This is a genomic window from Trinickia sp. HAY1-2D (assembly GCF_056754935.1).
This window is the reverse complement of the sequence record NZ_JBPGWX010000002.1, coordinates 4,304,527-4,327,252: the sequence shown is the minus strand read 5'-3', so window position 1 is coordinate 4,327,252 and position 22,726 is coordinate 4,304,527. Positions and strand designations below refer to the sequence as shown.

Here is a 22,726-nt window from a genome sequence, read left to right as displayed (position 1 = left end):
ACACCATTAAATTCGACAACGCCGCGGCCGGGTTGGTCGCTAGCATCTCGCAGTACGGACACGCTGCGATAGATTCAATCGAGAGATCCGGAGCCAGAGTCGGAGGTGGATGGCTCAAGCTCAGCAGATTTCTGGAAATCTTGGGCAAGTTCGGCGGAGCAGTAGTCGGCCTGGTGTCGGCGGCCATCGACGGTTACCACGCTTGGGATGAGGGCAGCCGTGGAAATTATCTGCTTTCGTTTCTTTATGGTGCATCTGGAGTGCTGGGCGTATCGCTGGTTTGGGCCGCCGTCAGTTGCCCTGTACTCGTGCTTCCTCTGCTTGTGATTGCCGCGATACTTGGGGTGGTCATCAACTACTTCAAGGAACGCGAAATCAACGACTGGCTTGAACATTGTTACTTCGGGACAAAGCGAAAAGAGCATCCATTCCGGACGCTGGCGGAAGATCAAAAGGCACTTGTGTCTGTCATTTCGTAACGAGGAGCAAGCATGATTCCCGGTGGACGCTGGCGTCGCATAAAACGGTCCGTCACGGACACTGAAGTATCGGCTCGCTTACAGCAGAAAAAGCCGTGCGCGGCAAACCCGAAGAGCAAAGGAACGGTCTTCAAGGCCACAGGTAACTACCTTGAAGTATGCGACGGCCTTTATCGGGAGAAGGGATGGGGGCTAATTGCGTTCTTCACTGCAGGAGTAGGAGCGTTGTGTTTCACGGCAATGTTCTCCTGGATGGCCATCAATGTTTTTCCAGCGATACAGCAGAACGGGGGCGCGACCGCCGCTCATTGGGGATTCGGCCTCCTCGCGCTTGCGGCGTTCGGAGTCTTTATGTTGTCTGTCCGTTCTATGATGACCGACTGTTTTAACTACACCCGCAGGCCTATTCGCTTCAATAGAATCGATCAAAAAATTTACGCATTTCGCCACAACGGACCGGGCGGAGTCGTTTCCGTGCCATGGGACGACGCCTTCCTCTATGTCGAGAGGCAGCCCAAAGCCGGCATGACGGCTACTGCGCCTCGCGTCGTTCGTTGTCTCGTTCTCGACGAGCAGGGGCAAGTATCCGACAGCTTCCCAATAGGCAAGCGTGTCGTACTCGCTTCGTCGGAAGAAGGTGAACTGGGCCGACAGACCATGAATGAGCTGTACGAGGACTTCGAGTACTACCGTCGGTTCATGGAGAGCGGCCCCGCTTCTTTACCGCCCGTCGAGGAGTTCCTGTCAACGGAGATTTCCTTTCGGAACTCTCTGAAGCTCCAATTTGATGGCATGTCGGACATGTTGCGTTCGGGAAACGTGTTTCTACAACTGGTCGGCATCGTCGCTGCGATCCCGACGTTCATTCTTGCGGTCGCCTATCATCTCGCACAGCTGACGTGTCGCGAGCCCGTGTGGCCCGACAACGTCGAGCGCGCGTGTACCCCGGCGCAGGGACAGGCGGAAGGAGTCGCATCGTGAGCCGCCGGTTTATCCGCAAGGGCGACAAAACCACCTGCAATGGCGTCGTCGAAGACGGCATCGAAAATTCGTCGTTCCAGGGACAGCCGTTGGCTTACCTCGGCGGCCGCGTGCAGTGTCCGGCCTGCGGGACGCATGGCGTCATCATCAGCGACGGCGCCCCACGCACGATGACGGTCAGGGGCAAGCAGGTCGCACTTGAAAACGACCTGTGCCAGTGCAAATGCGAACCGCTGCCGAAGCTCATCGCATCTCAGACACTTGGCTCCATAGCGACGTAAGCGACAGAGTCCGAGCCTGTCAGAATTTTAGTGTGCCGAGGTCATGAGACGATAACGGAAATTACGTCCTATGACCGAAGCAACCGTGACCAAGAAGAGCAAGAACCCGAAGGCGCCGAAGCTGTTCCCTGACGAACTGATCGATCAACTGCTGGCGCAGATTCAGAACAAGGATGCCGAGTCGGTTCTCGGCGAATCGGGCCTGGCCGGGCAACTGAAGAAGCGACTGGCTGAGCGCATGCTGGCAGCGGAGCTCACGCATCACCTGGAGAACGAGGCTGAGCAAGGCAAGGCCGGCAACCACCGCAACGGTACGAGCCCCAAGACGGTCCTCACGCCCAACGGCGAACTGAATCTGGACATTCCGCGCGATCGGCAGGCGACGTTCGAGCCGCAGCTAGTGGGCAAATATCAACGCCGGCTGCCAGGCTTTGATGACCACGTCATCAGCATGTACGCGCGCGGCATGAGCGTGCGCGAGATCCAAGGCCATTTGCTGGAGCTATATGGCCTACAGGTGTCGCCCGACCTGATTTCGACCGTCACCGATGAGGTGCTGGCCGAAGTCGAACAGTGGCAGCAACGCCCCCTCGAAGCGATGTATCCGATCGTGTATTTCGACGCACTTCGGCTGAAGATTCGCGACGAAGGCACGGTCAAGAACAAGGCGGTGTACCTCGCGCTGGGCATTCGGGCCGACGGCCGTAAGGAAGTGCTGGGTTTGTGGATCGAGCAAACCGAAGGCGCCAAGTTCTGGCTGAAGGTCTTCAACGAACTGAAGAACCGCGGCTTGCACGACATCCTGATCGCCGTCGTCGATGGCTTGCGCGGTTTCCCCGAGGCGATCGAAGCGGTGTATCCGGCCGCCCAGATCCAGACATGCATCGTGCACCTGATCCGCAATTCGCTGAATCTGGCGAGCTGGAAGGACCGTAAGCCGTTGGCTGCGGCGCTCAAGCCGATCTATCAGGCCGCCACCGCCGAAGCCGCTGAGGCGGCGCTGCAGGCCTTCTCGCAAAGCGAATGGGGCAAGAAATTCCCAACGGTCGCCGCGATGTGGCAGCGCCAATGGGAACAAGTCATCCCATTCTTCGCCTATCCGCCGGAAGTACGCAAAATCATATACACGACCAACGCGATCGAGAGCATGCACATGCAGTTGCGTAAGATCGTCAAGAACCGAGGTCACTTCCCAAGCGACGAAGCCGCAAGCAAACTGCTGTACCTGGCCTTGCGCAACATCGAAAAGGATTGGAAGATGCCACCTATCACTTGGCGGCAAGCAGTCAATCAGTTCGCCATCCTGTTCGGCGAGCGATTCACCGCCGCCATCAGCTGAGATTTTTAACCGACCTCAGCACACAAACTTCCTGACACCTCCCAGAGTCCATTCTTGGAGTCCCGTCGCCGTTCAGCGGCGAGCCCCCTGAAATCTGCGCAAGTCCTTCTTTACGCTGATGGTGACGTGTGTGGTCACGATCACTGGACCACAAATCCATTAAGTACTTGCCGCCTGACGATGCCACACCACGGCTGCGCTACTTCCTGACGATGACCAACGCAATACCTCCCAGCACCGCGGCCGAGCTGGCCGACAACCTCGGCGTCAGCGGTTCGCCGAGCAGCGCTATGCCGCCCATCGCTGCGATGACCGGCACGCTCAATTGCACGGCGGCCGCGGTAGCCGCCTTCAGCTCTCTCAAGGCGGCATACCAAAGGATATTGCGTATTTCGGCGAACGTGACCGCCGATTTCGGGAACGTGACCGATTCGGCGGGTTTTGGCGTTGCGCGGTGTCGATTGTAGTTTTCCTCGCTAGTTTTGGTCGAGTTCGGGCTCCGGAACGTTGGGTTTAAGGGCCGCTTTTCTGAGCGATTCGCCGGTGAGCGTGATCCGATGATGCCGCTGCATGAGCCGATCGAGCATCGCATCGGCAATGGTCTCGTCGCCGATCCAGCCATGCCAGTGTTCGATCGGTAATTGGCTGGTGACGATGGTCGCCTTGCCTGCGGCGCGGTCGTCGATCATCTCGAGCAGATCGTTTCGAACCGTCGCATCGAGGGGAGCCATCCCCCAATCGTCCAGCAGGAGCACATCAACGCGGGCTACTTGTAGCAACCATTTGGTGAAGCCGCCGTTGCCGTGCAGCACGCGCAGCTCTTCGCTCATGCGCGGCACGCGCAGATACAACGCCGAATGTCCGCGCCGACAGGCGTATTGCGCGAGCGCACAGGCCAGCCACGATTTGCCCGCGCCCGTTGGGCCGCTGATGAGCAGGCTGTAACCGGCTTCGACCCAATCACCGAGGGCGAGGCTCATGAGCGAGCGCGAGTCCACGCCTCGGCCGGCGCGGGTGTCGAGATCTTCGATGGCGGCCTGCGGATACTTCAAGCGTGCTTGCTTAAGCAGGCGTGTGCGGCGCCGATCATCACGCCAACTGGCTTCCCGGTCGACCAGGAGTGATAGCCGTTCCTCGAAGCTGAGACTAACCGAACCAGGTTGCGTCAGTTGTTCTTCAAGGCCGTCGGCGAAGCCGTCAAGCCTCAGCGCTCGCAGTTGCGTCAATGTCTGTTGCATCATCATGGCGGGTTCTCGTTATTGGTAATAGCTGGGGCCGCGCACGTGCGCGTGACTCGGGCTGACCCAGTCGGCAGGCGTTGCCGCCGCAGCGCGGTCGCGGTTATTGATGAGGATGTCGCGCACATGGCGGTACCGGTGTACGCCCAGTTCCAGCGCCAGCGCACACGCCGCTTCGAGGCGCTCGCGGCCATAGCGGCGAGACAGCGAGAGCAACCCGAGACATGCCCGATAGCCGTGCTCTGGATGGCGTTGCTCCTGCAGCAATCGGGTGACGAGCACGCCAGTTGCCGCGCCGATCTGCTGGCCCCAGTGAATCAATCGCTGGGGCGTCCATTCCAGGTGGGCACGGTGGGCCGCCGGCATGTGTTCGACGACCGTTGTGTAGCCACCTACGCGATCGCTGCGAGCATGACTGGCAACGCGGCGGCCGCGATGCAATAGCTCGACGGCGCCCGCCGTGATGCGCGCATCGAGCTTGAGACCGACCAGGGCGTGCGGCACGCTGTAGCGGTGTTTGTTGATCTCGACGTGATAGTCGATGTGAACTGTCACCGTCTTGAAGCGCGCGAGCTCATAGGGCTGGGCGGGCAACGGTTGCAGTGCCGGTGCGTCGAGGTCGGCGAATGCGCTCGCACGACATCCGGGCAGTTTCTGGAACGGGCGCTCGTTTAGGTTCTTGAGCAACGGCCGGATTGCGTCGTCGACCGACTGGACCGATGCGAACCGGTGATGACGCAGGCGCGCCATGATCCAACGCTCGACGACCTGGACCGCAACTTCTACCTTCGGTTTATCCTGCGGGCGATACACGCGTGCAGGCAGGAATGAAGTGCCGTAATGACGCGCGAAGTCCAGCACGGTGTCACCGGCGCGGGGTTCGTAGCGGTCGGGATCGGCGATCATCGCGCGCGGGTTATCCGGCACGATCAGTTGCGGCACGCCGCCATAGAAGGTCAGCGCGCGCGCAATGCCGCCCAACCAGTCCTCCATCGTCTCGGCCGGCGTCGCGCACGCGAACGTGTAGCTCGAGGCACCCATGGCGGCCACGAACACGTGCGCGCGTCGCCCGCTGGTCAGCGGCAATGTGGGACCGGCGAAGTCAACGAACAGTTTCTCGCCGGCGCGGTGGATCTGACGCATCGAGCGCTTAAGACGCTTCGTGAACGCCTTGTAGTGCTCGCAGAATTGCGTGTAGCGGTAGGTTTGCCGGTCGGCGAACTCGGCCTGGTACTCCTCCCACAGCAGGGTCAGCGTCACACCTTTGCGGCGCAGTTCCTGATGGATGCGCCCGTAATCGGGCTGGGCGTAGGCGGCTGGTCCTGTAGGCTTGCCGAGTAGCCGTCGCTCGAGCTCGCCTTCGTCCATGTCGCAGGCACTTGCCCAGTCCAGCCCGGCGGCGCCCGCCAGTCCGACGTACTTCGTGACCACGCCTTTGGAAATGCCCAGCGACGCGGCGATCCGATCGTGCGAGAGGCCGCCGTCGAATTTAAGTCGTAAAACGTCCTTGATCATGCGCATGTTCATCCGGTGCGCGGGCATGTTCTCTCCGGCCAAAGCCGGCGAGCATAGCCCGCGTGGTTGATGTCATGCGCAACGCCAATCCTGCCTTCCGGTCCGCTCGGTCACGTTCCCGAAATGACCGGTCACGTTGCCGAAATCGTCGGTCACGATCCCGAAACGGCCGGTCACGTTCGTCCGAAATACGCAGGATATAGCCGATACCCGAGGTCAATGCCCCGGAAAGCATGGCATACATCACACCGGATCCTTCGAACGAGAACTCCCCGAACGCGAGCACACTCGTCGTCGCCGTGAACGGCACCGCTCGCATGAAATTTCCCGCGGTGGTCGTCGTCGGATCGCCGGCGCGCCTGCCGCGTAACGAATAGATACCCCACGCCGCGCCGGCGCTCAGCATCAAAAGGGAAGACCGCAGCGGCGGCGCCGAAACTCCCGGCAGAACGAGCCAGATCAAACCGCCAAGCGCGAACGCCAAGCCCACCCATTGACGTGCACGCAGACGTTCGCCGGCCCAGAGGCCGTAACCGATCATCGTGGCCTGCACGGCACCGAAGAGCAGCAACGCACCCGTGCCTGCAGGAAGAGCGACGTATGCGAAAGAAAATCCGCATGCGTAAGCGAAAAGTGCGAACGCCGAATACCAATTGCCCGCTATACCCTGCGGACCGTTCCGCACCCGCACGATCATCCAGAGAACGAACGCGGCAGACACGACCCGCATCAGCGTAAATGTCGCAGCATCGATCGCACCACTACGCAGCGCCAAGCGGCAAAGCAACGAGTTCCCCGCAAAGGCGAGCATCGCGAGGACGGTGAGCAAGGCGATCCGTGTGCGCGGCATGAAACCCTCGATGCCAGTCAGGGGCTTGCAGCCCCGCAGGCGCACTATACCGCGCGCCGTACGCTGCTCAACGTCGTCAAGCGCATTTGAAATCTGAGCCACTTCGCGCGTGAGCGCGCAAAGTAAAAGCGAACCAGTCGTTACTGACCGGTCTCTCGTCCAGAGCGGCTAAGAGACCGGTCCTTCGATCGCAATCCTCGGCACAGGCCACTACGCGTTACCTGACTTCCGGAAAATCGAGCGTCGTGTCGTTCACGCGGTTCACGAGATTCGTGAACGTAATCGACGCGATGGCGAGGTTGATTTCGATGATCTGGCGTTCGGTGTAACCCGCCGCGCGCACCGCATCGACGACCGCTTCGGGCACCGTGCCACGCGTACCGACCAGCGTTCGCACATACGTCACCAGCGCGTCGCGCTTCGCGTCGCCAGTTGCCACACCAGCGCGCACCTGCTTCATGTCATCGCCCGACAGTCCCGCAAGCTTGCCCATCAGCGTATGGGCAGCGATACAGTAGTCACAGCCCACGTATTCGCTGACGGCCAGCTTGATGACTTCGATGTCTGCCTTGCCAAGCGTGCTCGCAGCCACCGCCGCGTCGAACGCGAGCGCCGCGCTGAGCGCTTCGGGGCTGTGCGTGCCGACGGTCACGTATGCATTGGGTACCTTGCCGGCGGCCTTCTTGATCTTCGCGAACACTTCAGCGGCTGCGCCGGTTGCTTCTTCAGGGCGAATGGTGGTCAGACGGGACATGATTGACTCCTTCCTTCACGGTTGATGGTTTGAACTGCTTAGCCATGTCGTATGGCATGGGAGTCAGTGTAGGGATGTGCGGCGAGTTCTTTAATGCCATACTTCAGCAATTTCATGCTCAAACGTCTCATATGGAACTGCTGGACCGACTGCTCTCGCTGATGCCGGTCACCGGACGGCTCGATGTACGGTGCCACTTCGGCTCGCCATGGCGCATCGACCAATCCGAGTCGAACGAGTGGGAATTCCACTATCACGTGCTGTTGCGCGGCGAGGCTGTCGTCGAAAGCGACACCGGAGGTAGCGAACCAGCGCTTCGCATGAGGGCCGGCGATATCGTGCTGTTTCCTTCCGGCGGCGCTCACCGACTGCACGATGGCAGCGGCGATTCCCCCCGGGCGACACGTAAGCGGGACAAGGACGGCCTGACTATTGCCACGAATGGCAGCGCACGCGGGGATGCCGACGTGCTGTGCGGGCGCTTCGTGCTGCCGGCGGTACCGCAGCAACTGATGCGCGACCATCTGCCGGGACGTTTGCTGGTGAGCAGCGTGAGCGAGGGCGACGTCCAGACGCGCGACGCCGCGTTTGCGGCAACCCGGCTTGCCCGACTCATTGAATTGATGCGCGAGGAAGCGTTCGAGCAACGCCCGGGCAGCGCGACGATCGTGAATCAGCTTTCGGGCGCGCTGTTCGCGTTGACCCTGCGCTGCGCCTCCGAGACCGATCAGGCGCCCCGCGGCCTGCTTGCACTTGCGCAGCGTCAGCGCCTGCAACCTGCCCTCGCGGCCATGTTCGACGAACCAGAGAAGCCGTGGACGCTTCCCAAGCTGGCTGAACTCTGTCACATGTCGCGCGCCACGTTTGCGCGTCACTTCGAAGAAGCCATCAACCGCTCAGCGAGCGACGTGCTCACGGACATTCGCATGGCGCTAGCTGGACGCAAACTGGCGCAAACGGGAATGTCTGTGGCAGAGATCGGGGAAGCTGTGGGATATCAATCCGACGCCGCGTTTCAGCGCATGTTCAAACGGCAAACAGGCATGACGCCAGCGAAGTGGCGCGCCCGTTCCTTGAGCATCGGGGCATCCGAAGATAGATGCTAACGCTCGGCGTGAGCGTCGGCGAGGGGTCAGCGCCTTGGGTCACCCCACGCCGCTCAGTAGCGCGCGTAGACGATACCGAGAAGACCCGCGCCGCCAATGCGACGTTGCCGGCCTCCTATTACGGCATTCGGCTTCGCCGTGACCACGACAGACAGTGGCCGCGTTATGTTCAATCATTCCGGAGCATTCACCACCGGCGCCGCGAGACTGCCTTCATGGTCGTGCCGTCGATGAACATCGGCATTATCGTGCTCACCAACGCGGCGCCAGTCGGCGTGCCCCGAAGCGCTCGCGTACCAGCTCCTCGATCTCGTGCAGTACGGCAAGTCCCAGAAGGATTGGCCGACGTTTTTTTACGGTGTTCGCGCAGTATTCGATACCCACGGGCGCGCTGGCGGGAGCGACGCCCCCTGCGTCGCCGACACCTGCGCAGCCATTCGCCAATTGCGCGGGCGTCTACGCCAACGATTATTTTGGCCCGCTAGAGGTCAACGAAATCCAGTCCGCCCGTATGGGTCTTCACGTCAACCGTTACTCTTGAGCCATGCCGAACAATCGAAAGGAGAAAGTAGTTTCAGGGGTACGTCCCGTCAGTTATTCCGTTCGTGCGATGGCAGACAGTTCACTCGATCCCGCTCACGACCGCAAAAACCTTCCGACCTTTTGTTCCAGTACGGCGATGAGTTCTGGTTGCATAAATGCGTACTTGTCGGGAATGTCGAGGCACATAACCCTTTTTCCCTTTAGGAGGGAACCGAACTTCTTCGACAACTTGACCTTGTGCGCGCGTTCCATGACAAAGATTATTTCCGCCCACGTGATTTGTTCGTCCGACACGATCGTTATCGCATCAGCAGCAAGGCCCGCTGAATCCGCCTCGATGCCGGGCCAACAGGAAAATACCTGTTCCGCGGTTGGGCTCCGCAGTCGGTTCCGGCTGCAGATGAATAGCGCTCGCGTCAACTTCCACCACCCAAAGGTAAGGGCACCGCGTCATTGTCGATGATCCAGATTTTCATGTCGACTGACCACTGCCGGTCGACCTCTTCCCGATGTCGCCGTGTGCCTGAAGCGCCACCCGTGCTTTGAGCAGAAGACCGCAGCCGACCCAATCCGGACGTTCGTGGGTTTAGGCTCCCAATGGCAGGAAACTGATTCGAGCGGACGGAGAGCAAGCTTTTTGCCCGACAACACCTCGACCGAAGTGGACGGCGACTGTGTCGGTGTTATGCGTCCGCTACGGGCTAAAAGTCGTCGCTTTAAATCTCGCCGTCTTCCGCGAAACGTCGAACATGGCTTCCCTGAAAATACTTTGGAATAGAATAAAGGCATCGTGCCGACGATCCGCGCCCGACCGTATAACCGATAACAACAGCTCCGCGAATGGATATGTCCAAGTCTCTAGTCGAATTCAAACGCTTCTTGGCCAAATCGGCCCCGACTCTGTCCGGACAAGAGAAAAAGCTGGCCAACCTCATGCTGGGAGGGTTCGACGAAGTCGCGGCGGTCGGGACGGCCGGAGGCCGGCGCGGGAAAGTTTTGGCGAAACTGATCGTCGACAAGGGGGAGGCAGCGCCTCCGGCACTCGAAATCGCGGCCGACGAAGCGAATGCCAACGAGAGGGAGATCGTCCGGCTTACCAAAGTGGAGGTCGAGCATTTTCGTGGGTTTTCCGAGAAGCACACTTTCGAATTCAAAAACCCGTACACGTTCGTCTATGGGCCGAACGGGACGGGAAAGTCGAGTCTCTGTGAGGCGCTCGAATACGGATTGCTTGCCTCGATCCACGAAGCGGATTCGAAGCGGATCCCCGTCTCGGACTACATCAGGAACGCAACTTCGAGGAAGTCGGCGAAACCCGTTCTGTACGGAGATACCGCGAAGGAGAAGGGAATCGAAGTAAAAGCGGACCCCCGCAGTTTCGAATTCAGCTTCATCGAAAAGAACCGGATCGACGGATTCGCGCGGGTGGCGGCCAATACCCCGGCCGCCCAGCAGGCGCGGTTGGCGGCGCTGTTCGGTTTGGAAGAGTTCAACGCGTTCGCAACGCAGTTCAACGAGAGCCTCGACCCTTACCTGGACTGCGTCGGAAAAAAGGGGAAGGGTCTCGCGGACCGGGCGAAGGGCATCGCCGGACACCAGGCGATCCTCGAAGGCCTCCCGGTGAAAGCCAAAACCGCCGAAACGCGAGGCGCTGTGCTGCTCAGGAAATATCCGGAGTGCAAGGACCTCGACGAAATCAAGGCAGCCCTAACCGGCCCCGAAGGCAACGGTGGCAAGCAAAAGGCTAACAACACCGAAATCGGCCGCCTGCAGAACCTTAAAACGGCCGCTGATCCAGGGACGGACGACATCCTAGCCGACGCGGACGGACTGCTCCGGCTCATCAAAGAGAAAGCAGAATCGGAATGGTTCCTCAATCAGTACAAGGATCAGCTTTCCCTTCGGGACCTTTACGGCGCGATTCTGGGGAACCGCGAAAGGTTCGGGAACGAGTGTCCCGCGTGCGCCTCCGAACTCTACCGCGACGGTCAACTCGCCGTTCCGGTCGACCCGTACGGCAACGCGGAGGAAAAGCTGAAGCAATTCGACGCCGCCCTGAGGGCCGAAGGGCGGATCAAGGAAATCCGGGAGGCCCTCAACCTCGGCTGGCCGGACCTGCTTGCGAAAATCGCCAAGCTTCCGGCGTCCGCCGCTGCTGTCGGGTTCGCCGGAGCACCCGAGGTCGGCTCGTTCAGCGCCGAGGCTTCCGACGCGAAGGATGCGGCGGGCATCGAGACCTTCCTCCGAGCCGTGCCGGCAAAGCGCGAGCTCCTTCAGGCGCTGAAGGACGCGACCGCGACCCATAACGGAAAGGTCGAACAATCCGAGGCCGCGATCAAGAAGCTCGAGGATGCTAACCTCGCGATCTCCAAGGACCTCGAGGAAATCGTGGCCATCTCGACCCTTATCGCTACGAACGCGAAGAGCGAGACGGAAGCGACGCAGGCTATCGAGAAGTTCAACCGGGAGAACGAGGAACTCATCAGGGAAGCGGAAGCAGAGAAACCGGGAGTCGCGAGAAACCTGAGTTACGGCATCGCTTACGTCTCGCTTCGCGAGAAGCTCCTGGCCTACAACGCCGGACTGCCGTTGGCCCTGGCCGCGGATCTCAACGAAAAGACGCTCAAGTTCTACAACGAGATCAATAAGAACGACCACCCTTCCGACAGGCTAAAGTCCCTGAGGTTGCCGACGGCTGTGGGGACGAGGATAGACATCGAGTTCGAAAACGGGGACAGGTGCGACGCGCTCCAGGTCCTCAGCGAAGGTCACATTCGGTGCCTCGGGCTCGCGATCCTGCTGGCGAAGATCACCATGGACCGCGTCCCGTTCCTGATATTCGACGATGTGGTGAACTCGATCGACGATGAGCACCGTGGCGCGATCATCGACCTCATCTTAAATCCGGAAGAAGTCGGCAAAAGACAACTCATCGTCACGACCCACGGTGAGGATTTCGTGAAGCGCCTCGAGAACGCCGTGCCAATGAAAAAGTACGAGGAAACGGTGACCCGAATCGACTTCCTCGTGCCGTTCGCCGCCAAGAAGATCACGGTGAAGCTCGACTCGCCCCGCCACTACCTCACGGTGGCGGTCCGAAGCCACGAAGAAGGGCGTACGCGCGACTCCCTGAGTTACGTCCGGAAGGCCTTCGAAGAAGAACTCAACCGTCTCTGGAAGAAGATTGCAAATAAGAAGCTGTCGGCGCAGATAAGTGTGGGGATGAGGGGGCCGGGAGACCCTGACCTTATGAGCTTGGCGACGGGGCTTCACCAGTTCCTCAGTAGGAAGGACGTGACGGTGTTCCAGGAGGTCGTACCACACCTGGGCGAGATGCTTGGATATGGCGAGAAGCACAAACTCGAATGGAACTACCTGAACAAGGGAACCCATGAAGCGGACCGGGCGGAAGAGTTCGACGCGACGATCGTTCGGCGCATGCTCGAGACCGTCATCAAGCTCGACGAGGCGATCGAGGCTCCGCAGGCCTGATGGTGGCTTCCGGACCCCGGATATGCTTCCGGGCGACTCACACGACGGCAGGCGGGAGGGAATGCTGCCGTTCAGACTGCAAGTGCGCTGAGTGACAGAAGGCTGTCACATAGCAGCCTTTCTTTCCGCTGAACGTGAAGGTCGGCTTCCGCCCAGATGGCGAAGCACTCCATCCGGCGGGGAGGTGTCAGAAAGTTTGTGTGCTGAGGTCGGTTAAAAATCTCAGCTGATGGCGGCGGTGAATCGCTCGCCGAACAGGATGGCGAACTGATTGACTGCTTGCCGCCAAGTGATCGGTGGCATCTTCCAATCCTTTTCGATGTTGCGCAAGGCCAGGTACAGCAGTTTGCTGGCGGCTTCGTCGCTTGGTGTTAGCGCCGGTGTAAAACCGACGCTAAACGACGGCGCAAGGTTGAGCGAATCACTCAAGAACAAAGGGGCCGCGTGGGCCCCTTTGTCGTCAATGACATCGATCAGAACGGCGGATCGCACTCGTTGAGCGGCAGCTCGTGTTGCCGGCGATCGTCACGTAGGACCCGCTGCATGTCGGGCAGATATCGGGCGCAAATCACTTCACGCAGGTCGTCGAGTAGCTCGAACACGGCGAGCGCCTGCTCGGGCGTCCAATCATCGGGCACGACGAAGCTCAGGCCGCGCGTTCGACCGGAAGGCAACAGCGGGGCTTTCATGATGTCTGCCCTCCCTTGGCCGATTTGCCGGGACTGCGCTGGCGGGCGCGTTTGTCAGCCCGCTCGCGAGCTTCTTTCAGGCGGTACGATTCGCCTTCGATCGAGATGACCTCGGCCAGATGCACCAGGCGATCGACGAGCGAGACGACGCAGGCAGCGTTGGGGAACACTTCGTGCCATTCGGCGAACGGTCGATTCGATGTCACGATCGTGCTGTTGTTCTGGTATCTGCGGCTGATCAGTTCGAACAGCAGATCCGCATGGCGATTCGAGTACGAGAGGTATCCGACCTCGTCGATTACAAGGACGTCGGGCGCAGCATAGCGACGCAGGCGCCGGCGCAGCGTTGAATCGCTATCGAGCGCGGCCAGTTCGCCCAGCATGTTGCCGGCGGTGGTGAACAGCACCGTATGCCCATGCACGAGCGCCTGATGCGCGATGTTCTTCGCTAGCGTCGACTTGCCCACGCCGTTCGGGCCGATGAGCACGACGTTGGCGGCGTCCTTCATGAACCCGAGCGTCATCAGATCCTCGATGGCGCCGCGATCACATCGTGACGGCCAAGCCCAATCGAAGTCGCATAGGGCTTTGAATCCACCCAGATGCGCTTCCTTGATGCGCCGCTCGAGCGAGCGACGGGCTCGCTCGTCTTCTTCCCACTGCACGAGCGGGGCGACCCACGGCTGCTGCGCAACTTCCGGCCAGTGGGCCAACAGCCCGTGCAAACGTAATTCCTGTGCGCGCGTACGCAATGATTCAAGCGAGCTCATCGGAGCCTCCGGCGAGTTGGTCGTAGGTGTCGAGCCGGTGTGGTCGAACCGGCGTGTCCTTCTGGCGTACGTGCGGTGGCAGACACACGGCAAGCGGCGGCGGTAGCTGCTGCTCTTCGCGGCGGCGCTCCAGCGCCAAGCGCACGGCGTTCGGGTGCGGAACGCCGCTTTCGAGCGCATCTCCGATTGCGGCCTGCAATTGCGCAGCGCCGTATCGTTCGAGCAGACGCAGCAACGCCGCCGTGATGGTGCCCAGATTCGCATTGCGTTCAGCCGCGCGGCGCAGCAGGTCTTGGCTAGCAGGGGCGGCTTTGGCCAAGCGATCCATTCCGCGATGATGCCGGGCCTCGCGTTTGACGCCGACGAGCGTCTCGATGTGAACGGGCTCTTCGATTTGCGCGCCGCGGTCGAAACTGCGAGCGTGGCGGGCAATGATCTCGGCGCCATCGAGCACACGTACCTGCTCGAGATCGGCGCGTATCGTGAGCGTGCGCCGCACGTGCGTGTGCGGGATCGAGTAGTCGTTCAGATCGAAGCGCACGTAGGGCGTCTTGCCGACTTTGACGGCGAGCGTTTCCTCGACGGGATACGGGTTCTCGGGCAGCGCAAGCAGCGTTGGCTGTTCTTGAGTAAATGCTTGGCGCACGCTGATCATGCGATCCTCCGGGCACGGGCGATCGGCCGCCTGCGTGCGGCACCAGTGCTCGGCTTGCGCATTCAGATCGTCCAGATCGGTGAACTGCCTGGCCGCGAAGAACGCGTCGCGGACATGTCGAATCGCACGCTCAACGCGGCCCTTCTCATTGCCGCGCGCAATGGCCACCGGCCTGGGCTCGAAGCGATAGTGCGCGGCGAAGGCGAGCAGCGTCGGATGGAAACGGATGGCCTCGCCCTGGCGTTCGAGCACGGCGCTCTTCAGGTTGTCGTAGAGGATGACCCTGCCGAGCCCGCCCCAGCAGGTGAAGGCGCCGATATGGCCGCGCAGGAAGTTCTCCATGCGCGCGTCGAGGAAGAACCGAAGATACAGATCGCGCGAGTATGAGAGCACCATCACGAAGGCCATCAAGGGCCGGCGCGCTCGGCCGATCTGCAAGTGACCGAAGTGCCCCCAATCGCATTGCATCTGTTCGCCGGGCAACGTGCGCAGCCGCAGGTACGCCTCGGCAGGCGGGCGCGGCCGGTGCAGCGAGATCAGATGCCGGAAGTGCGTGGGGCCGCCCTGATAGCCGCGCTCACGCACCATACCGTAAAGGCGACTGGCGGTGAGTGTCGGATACTTCTCGAGCGTCTGGCCAATGAACGGCAGATATGGCTCGATCATCGAAGAGCGCGGCGCCGATCCATGGCGCGGCAAGCCGGCCTGCGCGAGCACCCGTTTGACGGTGTCGCGATGCACGTGCAGTTGCCGCGCGATGGTGCCGCAGCGCCACTTCTCGACGTGATAGAGCCGCAGGATATGGGCTTCGAGTTCAGCGTCAATCGTCACCTTCAGAGCCTCCCCGCAATCGGTAGATGGAATGGAAAGCTCGACGGCGCAGCGGGCCAAGGCGTACGAACGGCGAACACGCATTGCCGCATAGGTGGCAATGCGTCGCCGTCGGCACTGATGCCGTGACGCGATGATGAGCGAAGGCGGCGCGCATCGACTCCGCAGCCAGTAGAGCACTGGACGCCGTCGCGAGTGAACCGTGATGCGTCACTTTATTGATTCGTGCCCGGTAACGCCGGGCGCGCTGCGCATGGGCGAGACGTCCACGGCGAGAGTGCTGGTAACGCTGGGCCGCTTCGCGCTGGCTCGCGCGGCGAGCCGCTTGCGCACAGCCGTTGGCGCAATAGATCTGGCCGCGATCACAGCGGCGACAAATGAACACCTGTGCCCGACAGCGGGCGCAAAGGAACAGGCGGCCCGTGGGCTGCTCTTGGCAATAGCCTTCGGTCATCGGCGCTCCGATCGAAACGCCGAAGACGAACGCATAGACAGGAGCGCGCCAGCCGTGGAATACTGCGGCTGCACGCGCTCCCTGTGTTAAAGCCCCTGGCTTTGCACGTTGACTTGTGTGGCGCGACTCCGGGGTTAACTTGGCGGTTTAGCCGGGGTCGCGTCGGTGGTTTCTTCGGCGCTGTGCCTTTCTACCGCAACCGCTTCCCGCCGTCATCTCCCAACGCGCTTTGCGCGTCTGCACTCGCCCTACGGGCTCCTTACGACGCGCAAAGCGTCGTCAATGCCCAGCGCAACCTTCCCTACACATCGCGCAATAAGATCCGGCCGCTCAGTGGCTCGATTCCGGAACGCCGTCGTTTAGTGTCGGATTTGGACCGGCGTTCACACTTGGGAAGTGACCGCGGTTCTTGACGATCTTACGCAACTGCATGTGCATGCTCTCGATCGCGTTGGTCGTGTATATGATTTTGCGTACTTCCGGCGGATAGGCGAAGAATGGGATGACTTGTTCCCATTGGCGCTGCCACATCGCGGCGACCGTTGGGAATTTCTTGCCCCATTCGCTTTGCGAGAAGGCTTGCAGCGCCGCCTCAGCGGCTTCGGCGGTGGCGGCCTGATAGATCGGCTTGAGCGCCGCAGCCAACGGCTTACGGTCCTTCCAGCTCGCCAGATTCAGCGAATTGCGGATCAGGTGCACGATGCATGTCTGGATCTGGGCGGCCGGATACACCGCTTCGATCGCCTCGGGGAAACCGCGCAAGCCATCGACGACGGCGATCAGGATGTCGTGCAAGCCGCGGTTCTTCAGTTCGTTGAAGACCTTCAGCCAGAACTTGGCGCCTTCGGTTTGCTCGATCCACAAACCCAGCACTTCCTTACGGCCGTCGGCCCGAATGCCCAGCGCGAGGTACACCGCCTTGTTCTTGACCGTGCCTTCGTCGCGAATCTTCAGCCGAAGTGCGTCGAAATACACGATCGGATACATCGCTTCGAGGGGGCGTTGCTGCCACTGTTCGACTTCGGCCAGCACCTCATCGGTGACGGTCGAAATCAGGTCGGGCGACACCTGTAGGCCATATAGCTCCAGCAAATGGCCTTGGATCTCGCGCACGCTCATGCCGCGCGCGTACATGCTGATGACGTGGTCATCAAAGCCTGGCAGCCGGCGTTGATATTTGCCCACTAGCTGCGGCTCGAACGTCGCCTGCCGATCGCGCGGAATGTCCAGATTCAGTTCGCCGTTGGGCGTGAGGACCGTCTTGGGGCTCGTACCGTTGCGGTGGTTGCCGGCCTTGCCTTGCTCAGCCTCGTTCTCCAGGTGATGCGTGAGCTCCGCTGCCAGCATGCGCTCAGCCAGTCGCTTCTTCAGTTGCCCGGCCAGGCCCGATTCGCCGAGAACCGACTCGGCATCCTTGTTCTGAATCTGCGCCAGCAGTTGATCGACCAGTTCGTCAGGGAACAATTTCGGCGCCTTCGGGTTCTTGCTCTTCTTGGTCACGGTTGCTTCGGTCATAGGACGTAATTTCCGTTATCGTCTCATGACCTCGGCACACTAAAATTCTGACAGGCTCTCCGGCGGGTTTCGGAGGGGATCAGACGCTTGAGCGTTCGCCTCAGGATTAGCCTGACTGCCCGCTTTTGGCCGATTCCCGCCGGTCGTGGAAGCCCACGATCGATCGGTTAGCAGTAAGCGGATCACCGCTCAGACTTACTCAACACGGGTTGATCTGCCCAACGGTTCGCCGCGATTTAGCTTGGCGACCATCTCCTCGAACCCCGCCACGTAAGGGCGCGCCAACCGACACCAGCCCTGTTTGTCTAGTGATCAAAGCAACTTTGGCCCGAGTGCAGGCCGCCGCGCGCTTGGGCCAGGACATCACGGCGGCAGCTGCCGCCACTGCACAACCGATGACAGCCAAACGGGAAGATTTCTCGATTCATCACCGCTGCAGCGCTGCCTGCTCAAAGCCATATTACAGTCGATATCGCTTGGTTCATTGCCTTCAATTCATTCAGTGTGGGCCGCGGGCATTGTGGCCCGTCGGAGCTATCCAAGCGATTTAACCGTTAAGCGGATTGTGTGTGAAAACGATAAGCAGAGCGATCAGCACCCCGGCGCAGAAGATCCCAATACGCTGCGATCTTTGTAACCCATGCCCCAACGGCATGCGACCGACGCTGGTCACGTTGCGGCAATCTTTCGAGCGCGTACGGCCCATGCCGCAAGTGCAAGTGCTGCGAATCCTAGAGCGACGGTCAGAAGCAGACTGTGACGCCAGCCTAACCGACGCGTCGCAACGGGCTGCCAACCACGTACTACTAAGATAAACGCGGTGACCTGCGAGCTTGCCAGGGCGACGGTCACGGCCATCAATGCCGCCGCGGTCTCCCGGGCAGAACGCTGGAGATCCCAGCGAACAAGTGCACTGAGCGCAAGGGTCGGTACCAGAAAGATGGCCGTGCTCCCCCACGTGTATTCGGCGCTCCCATTCTTCCATAAGGAGGCAAAGCCGATGCTATGGGCCGTAAAGATCGCAAAAATTAGCAAGGTCGTGCCAAGAGCCCCTCGCCATGCGAAAGCCCGCTCAGGCCGGCTCGAGCGAGAAAAATAGACCGTCGCCCCTGGTATGAGAAAGAGCAGCACGTAGGCTACAACATTCAATGTCAACAGGAACACGTACGATGGCGCTGCCCGCAGGTCCCACAGGGGAGCTGCGACGACAGAAGCAACTACAAATACGGCGAGTGCGAGCCATCTCGCCCAACGCCAACCACGGAACAAGCCGACCGTGACAACCACAGTCAGCGGGATTTGAATTCCGTGCCACGTCCATTGATCCGCGACGGGAAACGCACTGCCGGGATAGAGAGGGATCCTGCCAATGGAGGCGTTTGCGTCGTACGCGCGAATCATGGTGAACACGGACGTCAGGAATAGGTATGCCAGTCCTGTAACGATCGCGGGTCGTCTCACTGAGTTTGATGCACTAATCAATGTCATTGTTCATTGCTGCCGGCAACCTCCGGTAGCCAGCGTTCTCCTATGCGTATGCCCGCAACGCGCCGTCCTCACCGAGGTCACCGGGCGGGTCCGTCGAAATGTTGAAAAAATCGCATCAAAGCGACAAGCTGATAGGCGAGCAAAAATGAACAAGCGCCCCATGCGTGAACGCACCCGAGGGGAAATCGACATTAGGCGTCTTTCCTCCACCGCTTTCATTCGTGCTCCACTCATTCTCGGCTGGCGAGCGCTCGCTCAATCTTCTGGTCTGTCTTGTACTGGCTCAACGCGTACACCGACCATATAGCGGCGGGCACCCAACCAATGATTGTGAGTTGAAGCAAGAGGCAAACGATCCCCGCTAACGGCCGGCCAATCGTGAAGAACTGGAGCCACGGCACGATCAGGGCAAGCAAAAGGCGCATTTTTTTCCTCGTGTGGTTTAACGTTGTTGTTGATACCGGCAGCCAGCCAGTATGGAGCGAATTACGCCGAAACTCTTTCCAGCTTTTCCGGAACCGCTCCTTTGAGCCGAAATCCTGCCTGGAAACTACCGCGGTGAGCCGATGTCCCCGTTGTCCTCGATGACATGGCGACATTCTCGGCGATGCGCTTGTCGGAATCCATGTCGAGCAGAATATCGCGTCGCATGACTCCGTGCCTTCTGGGGTAGCATCTCCAAGAATTCGCCTCGTCATCAAGCAATGAGAACCTTTAGCCTGTACGTCGCTACAGCGCTTGCCGAAATAATTGGCTGCTATCTCCCGTACCTGTGGCTCAAGGAGGGGAAAAGCGTTGCGCTGTTGATACCGGCCGCGCTGTCGCTTGCCATCTTTGCGTGGCTTCTGACTCTGCATCCAAGTGCTGCGGGCCGCGTCTATGCGGCCTATGGCGGAGTTTATATCTCAGTTGCGCTGATCTGGCTCTGGCTCGTCCAGGGCATGCGGCCCACAGCCTGGGACTTGGCCGGTGTGGCATTCTCTCTGCTCGGAATGGCGATCATCGCATTTCAGCCGCGCTGATATTGGCGCTCGCACGAAGGGCACGACACTCGTTCACGCGGCGGCGCACTGATGCAGACCGGCCGTCCGAAGGTCCGCCCGACGGAGTCGGCAAATGATGCATCGTAGCCGAGCGCCGCCGCACGCCAGCGGGCGTAGGGCTGTCGCACGACCTTATCGCATAGCCGCGCAACTTCGGCCCCAATCGCACTTACTCTGTCACCCTACAGCCCGACCAAACACCTCAAACATCAATATTCCCCGCCCGAAGCGCATTACTCTCAATAAACGCGCGCCGCGGCTCGACCTCATCCCCCATAAGCGTAGTAAAGATCCCATCCGCCGCGATCGCATCCTCGATCTGCACGCGCAGCAACCGCCGCACATTCGGATCCATCGTCGTTTCCCAAAGCTGCGACGGGTTCATCTCTCCCAACCCCTTATACCGCTGCTTGGAAACATTGCGCTCCGCATCTGCGATCAACCACCGCATAGCGCTCTTGAAGTCCGTAACGGCCATACTACGCTCACCACGCTTGATAACCGCCCCAACCCCAATCAACCCTTTAAACGTATTCGCCGTATTCACGAGCTGCTGATAATCGGCCGTCAACAAGAACTCCTCGTCGATCACAGAAACCTTCACATTGCCGTGATGCCGCCGCTCGACGCGCAACGAGCGCAGCTCGCGCACAGGGTCATACTGCGGATAGACACTCACCTCAGGCTTCAACGGATCGCTGCGCAGCGCAACCTGCAGCGCCTCGGCCGATGCCGCCGCCCCAGCCTCGCTCGTCAGATCGATCGCCACGCCATCCATGACCGCTTCCAACGCGCTCGCATCATAAATCCGCGCCAGCCGTTCCACCACGCCCTGCGCCAACAAATACGACCGCGCCAACTCGCCCAACGCATCGCCGGCGATCGGCACCGCGCCTTCGTTCGCCATAAGCTCCGACCCCTGCAACGCAAGCCGCAGCATGTGCGCATTGAGCTCGGCGCCATCCTTCAGATAACGCTCGTCCTTGCCAGCCTTGACCTTATAAAGCGGCGGCTGCGCGATATAGATGTACCCGCGCTCGATCATCTCCGGCATCTGCCGATAGAAGAACGTCAAAAGCAGCGTACGAATATGCGCACCGTCCACGTCCGCGTCGGTCATGATGATGATGCGGTGGTAGCGCAGCTTGTCGAGGTTGTAATCTTCCTTGCCAATCCCGCAGCCCAGAGCGGTAATCAGCGTAACGATCTGCTCGGATGAAAGCAGCTTGTCATAGCGCGCCTTCTCGACGTTGAGCACCTTGCCGCGCAGCGGCAAAATCGCCTGGAATTTGCGGTCGCGGCCCTGCTTGGCCGAACCGCCTGCGGAATCGCCCTCGACGATGTAGATCTCCGATTTCGCCGGGTCCTTCTCCTGGCAATCGGCCAGCTTGCCCGGCAAGCCCACGCCGTCGAGCACGCCCTTGCGTCGCGTCATCTCGCGCGCCTTGCGCGCAGCATCGCGCGCACGCGCGGCATCCACGATCTTCCCGCAGATGATCTTCGCGTCGTTCGGCGTCTCGAGCAAAAACTCTTCGAGCGCCTTAGCCACGACCTCTTCCACCGGCGCACGCACCTCGGACGAGACGAGCTTGTCCTTCGTCTGCGAACTGAACTTCGGCTCGGGCACCTTCACCGATAGCACGCACGACAACCCTTCGCGCATATCGTCGCCCGAGGTCTCGACCTTGGCCTTCTTCGCGATTTCGTGATCGGCAATGTACTTGTTCATCACGCGCGTCATCGCCGCGCGCAGCCCCGTCAAATGGGTGCCGCCGTCGCGCTGCGGAATGTTGTTCGTGAAGCACAGCACGTTTTCGTTGTAGCTGTCGTTCCACTGCATCGCGACTTCCACGCCGACACTGTCCTTCTCACCGACTACGTGGAAGATCGTCGGATGCAGTACGGTCTTCGTCTTGTTGATGTACTCGACGAAACCCTTCACGCCTCCCACGAACGCGAAATCGTCTTCCTTGCCCGTACGCTGGTCCGTCAGCCGAATCCGCACACCGTTGTTCAGGAACGAAAGCTCGCGAATCCGCTTGGCCAGAATGTCGTAGTGATATTCGACGGTACCGAAGATCGCCTGGTCGGCCATGAAATGCACTTCAGTACCGCGCTTTTCCGTATCGCCGAGGAATTGCATCGGCGATACGTGCTCGCCGTTCACTTCCTCGATCACGCGGTTTTGCGGCACCCCGCGATGAAACTCCATGAAGTGCTTCTTGCCGTCGCGGCGCACCGTCAGCCGCAACCAGCTCGAAAGCGCATTCACGCACGAGACACCGACGCCGTGCAGACCGCCGGACACCTTGTAGCTGTTCTGATCGAACTTGCCGCCCGCATGCAACTCGGTCATCACGATCTCGGCCGCGCTGCGCTTGGGATCGTGTTTGTCATCAAGCTTCACGCCGGTCGGAATCCCGCGGCCGTTATCGATGACGGAAACCGAATTGTCCGCGTGAATGGTCACCTGGATTTCATTGCAATACCCGGCCAAGGCCTCGTCGATCGAATTGTCGAGCACTTCGAATACGAGGTGGTGCAAACCGGTGCCGTCCGACGTGTCGCCGATATACATCCCGGGCCGCTTGCGGACTGCCTCCAGACCTTCGAGGATCTGAATCGAAGAGGCGCCGTAGCTGTTGTCGGGCTGCGAAATGTGCTGTTCACTCATGGGTATCTTCCGGTTTTGCATCTACTGCC

General features: G+C 60.4%; 17 protein-coding genes and 4 pseudogenes. 7 read left to right on the top strand and 14 right to left on the bottom strand.

The window, feature by feature from the left end:
• The 4 genes and pseudogenes from ACR9ZC_RS27135 to ACR9ZC_RS27120 form a co-directional block, all read left to right on the top strand.
• A pseudogene (locus tag ACR9ZC_RS27135) lies at window positions 1–479 on the top strand (T6SS effector BTH_I2691 family protein); the annotation flags it as partial.
• A gap of 12 nt (window positions 480–491) precedes the next feature.
• Window positions 492–1,460 carry a DUF6708 domain-containing protein gene (locus ACR9ZC_RS27130; protein WP_481582611.1) on the top strand — a complete coding sequence of 323 codons (969 nt, stop codon included), beginning with the start codon at window positions 492–494 and terminating at the stop codon, window positions 1,458–1,460.
• Window positions 1,457–1,741 carry a PAAR domain-containing protein gene (locus ACR9ZC_RS27125; RefSeq protein ID WP_481582610.1) on the top strand — a complete coding sequence of 95 codons (285 nt, stop codon included), beginning with the start codon at window positions 1,457–1,459 and terminating at the stop codon, window positions 1,739–1,741. The genes ACR9ZC_RS27130 and ACR9ZC_RS27125 overlap by 4 nt, the downstream gene beginning before the upstream one ends.
• Window positions 1,742–1,811: 70 nt before the next feature.
• On the top strand, window positions 1,812–3,080 hold the full coding sequence (locus ACR9ZC_RS27120; protein ID WP_481580563.1) for an IS256 family transposase: 1,269 nt from the start codon (window positions 1,812–1,814) through the stop codon (window positions 3,078–3,080).
• A 199-nt stretch (window positions 3,081–3,279) separates the two neighbouring features.
• Here ACR9ZC_RS27120 and ACR9ZC_RS27115 read toward each other — a convergent pair.
• From ACR9ZC_RS27115 to ACR9ZC_RS27095, 5 genes and pseudogenes are all read right to left on the bottom strand, one after another.
• Window positions 3,280–3,462, bottom strand: a pseudogene (locus ACR9ZC_RS27115) (EamA family transporter); the annotation flags it as partial.
• A 94-nt stretch (window positions 3,463–3,556) separates the two neighbouring features.
• Complete coding sequence (istB, locus tag ACR9ZC_RS27110; RefSeq protein ID WP_481580255.1) at window positions 3,557–4,324, bottom strand: IS21-like element helper ATPase IstB; 768 nt, start codon at window positions 4,322–4,324, stop codon at window positions 3,557–3,559.
• Between the two features lie 12 nt (window positions 4,325–4,336).
• The gene (gene istA, locus ACR9ZC_RS27105) at window positions 4,337–5,860 is read right to left on the bottom strand and encodes an IS21 family transposase (RefSeq protein ID WP_481580254.1); all 1,524 of its coding nucleotides are present in this window, start codon (window positions 5,858–5,860) and stop codon (window positions 4,337–4,339) included.
• Window positions 5,808–6,683 (bottom strand): DMT family transporter, encoded by an 876-nt coding sequence (locus ACR9ZC_RS27100; RefSeq protein WP_481582609.1) that lies wholly within the window; start codon window positions 6,681–6,683, stop codon window positions 5,808–5,810. The genes istA (ACR9ZC_RS27105) and ACR9ZC_RS27100 overlap by 53 nt, the downstream gene beginning before the upstream one ends.
• Before the next feature lie 217 nt (window positions 6,684–6,900).
• A complete protein-coding gene (locus tag ACR9ZC_RS27095) occupies window positions 6,901–7,437 on the bottom strand; it encodes a carboxymuconolactone decarboxylase family protein (RefSeq protein ID WP_481582608.1) in 537 nt (178 codons plus the stop codon).
• Window positions 7,438–7,568: 131 nt separating this feature from the next.
• Here ACR9ZC_RS27095 and ACR9ZC_RS27090 point away from each other — a divergent pair, with 131 nt between their 5' ends.
• Complete coding sequence (locus tag ACR9ZC_RS27090; RefSeq protein ID WP_481582607.1) at window positions 7,569–8,543, top strand: cupin domain-containing protein; 975 nt, start codon at window positions 7,569–7,571, stop codon at window positions 8,541–8,543.
• 636 nt (window positions 8,544–9,179) lie between these two features.
• On the opposite strand, the gene ACR9ZC_RS27085 is transcribed toward ACR9ZC_RS27090, so the two are convergent.
• Complete coding sequence (locus ACR9ZC_RS27085; RefSeq protein WP_481582606.1) at window positions 9,180–9,506, bottom strand: low molecular weight protein tyrosine phosphatase family protein; 327 nt, start codon at window positions 9,504–9,506, stop codon at window positions 9,180–9,182.
• A gap of 426 nt (window positions 9,507–9,932) precedes the next feature.
• On the opposite strand from ACR9ZC_RS27085, the gene ACR9ZC_RS27080 reads away from it, so the two are divergent.
• Window positions 9,933–12,578, top strand: coding sequence for an AAA family ATPase (locus ACR9ZC_RS27080; RefSeq protein ID WP_481582605.1), 2,646 nt, complete (start codon window positions 9,933–9,935; stop codon window positions 12,576–12,578).
• A 222-nt stretch (window positions 12,579–12,800) separates the two neighbouring features.
• On the opposite strand, the pseudogene ACR9ZC_RS27075 reads toward ACR9ZC_RS27080, so the two are convergent.
• The 7 genes and pseudogenes from ACR9ZC_RS27075 to ACR9ZC_RS27045 all read right to left on the bottom strand — a co-directional run.
• A pseudogene (locus ACR9ZC_RS27075) lies at window positions 12,801–12,947 on the bottom strand (IS256 family transposase); the annotation flags it as partial.
• A gap of 104 nt (window positions 12,948–13,051) precedes the next feature.
• Complete coding sequence (locus tag ACR9ZC_RS27070; RefSeq protein WP_481580380.1) at window positions 13,052–13,267, bottom strand: hypothetical protein; 216 nt, start codon at window positions 13,265–13,267, stop codon at window positions 13,052–13,054.
• Complete coding sequence (istB, locus tag ACR9ZC_RS27065; protein WP_481580381.1) at window positions 13,264–14,037, bottom strand: IS21-like element helper ATPase IstB; 774 nt, start codon at window positions 14,035–14,037, stop codon at window positions 13,264–13,266. Before istB (ACR9ZC_RS27065) ends, ACR9ZC_RS27070 begins: the two co-directional genes overlap by 4 nt.
• Window positions 14,024–15,523 (bottom strand): IS21 family transposase, encoded by a 1,500-nt coding sequence (gene istA / locus ACR9ZC_RS27060; protein ID WP_481580382.1) that lies wholly within the window; start codon window positions 15,521–15,523, stop codon window positions 14,024–14,026. The genes istB (ACR9ZC_RS27065) and istA (ACR9ZC_RS27060) overlap by 14 nt, the downstream gene beginning before the upstream one ends.
• Window positions 15,513–15,977, bottom strand: a complete 465-nt coding sequence (locus ACR9ZC_RS27055; RefSeq protein WP_481580383.1) for a hypothetical protein — start codon at window positions 15,975–15,977, stop codon at window positions 15,513–15,515. The genes istA (ACR9ZC_RS27060) and ACR9ZC_RS27055 overlap by 11 nt, the downstream gene beginning before the upstream one ends.
• A 378-nt stretch (window positions 15,978–16,355) precedes the next feature.
• A pseudogene (locus ACR9ZC_RS27050) lies at window positions 16,356–17,492 on the bottom strand (IS256 family transposase); the annotation flags it as partial.
• Window positions 17,493–19,210: 1,718 nt separating this feature from the next.
• Entirely contained in the window at window positions 19,211–19,405 is a 195-nt protein-coding gene (locus ACR9ZC_RS27045) for a YqaE/Pmp3 family membrane protein (protein ID WP_481582604.1), read from the bottom strand.
• A gap of 279 nt (window positions 19,406–19,684) precedes the next feature.
• On the opposite strand from ACR9ZC_RS27045, the gene ACR9ZC_RS27040 reads away from it, so the two are divergent.
• Complete coding sequence (locus ACR9ZC_RS27040; protein WP_481582603.1) at window positions 19,685–20,002, top strand: YnfA family protein; 318 nt, start codon at window positions 19,685–19,687, stop codon at window positions 20,000–20,002.
• Between the two features lie 223 nt (window positions 20,003–20,225).
• Here ACR9ZC_RS27040 and gyrB read toward each other — a convergent pair whose 3' ends face one another.
• Window positions 20,226–22,697 (bottom strand): DNA topoisomerase (ATP-hydrolyzing) subunit B, encoded by a 2,472-nt coding sequence (gene gyrB, locus ACR9ZC_RS27035; protein ID WP_481582602.1) that lies wholly within the window; start codon window positions 22,695–22,697, stop codon window positions 20,226–20,228.
• Window positions 22,698–22,726: the final 29 nt, after the last annotated feature.

What these genes read in the sequence shown, in the direction of transcription:
- istA (WP_481580254.1), bottom strand. Translation starts at nt 5,860, where the DNA reads ATGCCCGCGCACCGGATGAACATGCGCATGATCAAGGACGTTTTACGA.
- ACR9ZC_RS27045 (WP_481582604.1), bottom strand. Translation starts at nt 19,405, where the DNA reads ATGCGCCTTTTGCTTGCCCTGATCGTGCCGTGGCTCCAGTTCTTCACG.
- ACR9ZC_RS27100 (WP_481582609.1), bottom strand. Translation starts at nt 6,683, where the DNA reads ATGCCGCGCACACGGATCGCCTTGCTCACCGTCCTCGCGATGCTCGCC.
- ACR9ZC_RS27095 (WP_481582608.1), bottom strand. Translation starts at nt 7,437, where the DNA reads ATGTCCCGTCTGACCACCATTCGCCCTGAAGAAGCAACCGGCGCAGCC.
- ACR9ZC_RS27055 (WP_481580383.1), bottom strand. Translation starts at nt 15,977, where the DNA reads ATGACCGAAGGCTATTGCCAAGAGCAGCCCACGGGCCGCCTGTTCCTT.
- istB (WP_481580255.1), bottom strand. Translation starts at nt 4,324, where the DNA reads ATGATGATGCAACAGACATTGACGCAACTGCGAGCGCTGAGGCTTGAC.
- istB (WP_481580381.1), bottom strand. Translation starts at nt 14,037, where the DNA reads ATGAGCTCGCTTGAATCATTGCGTACGCGCGCACAGGAATTACGTTTG.
- ACR9ZC_RS27090 (WP_481582607.1), top strand. Translation starts at nt 7,569, where the DNA reads ATGGAACTGCTGGACCGACTGCTCTCGCTGATGCCGGTCACCGGACGG.
- ACR9ZC_RS27070 (WP_481580380.1), bottom strand. Translation starts at nt 13,267, where the DNA reads ATGAAAGCCCCGCTGTTGCCTTCCGGTCGAACGCGCGGCCTGAGCTTC.
- ACR9ZC_RS27080 (WP_481582605.1), top strand. Translation starts at nt 9,933, where the DNA reads ATGTCCAAGTCTCTAGTCGAATTCAAACGCTTCTTGGCCAAATCGGCC.
- gyrB (WP_481582602.1), bottom strand. Translation starts at nt 22,697, where the DNA reads ATGAGTGAACAGCACATTTCGCAGCCCGACAACAGCTACGGCGCCTCT.
- ACR9ZC_RS27120 (WP_481580563.1), top strand. Translation starts at nt 1,812, where the DNA reads ATGACCGAAGCAACCGTGACCAAGAAGAGCAAGAACCCGAAGGCGCCG.
- ACR9ZC_RS27040 (WP_481582603.1), top strand. Translation starts at nt 19,685, where the DNA reads ATGAGAACCTTTAGCCTGTACGTCGCTACAGCGCTTGCCGAAATAATT.
- ACR9ZC_RS27130 (WP_481582611.1), top strand. Translation starts at nt 492, where the DNA reads ATGATTCCCGGTGGACGCTGGCGTCGCATAAAACGGTCCGTCACGGAC.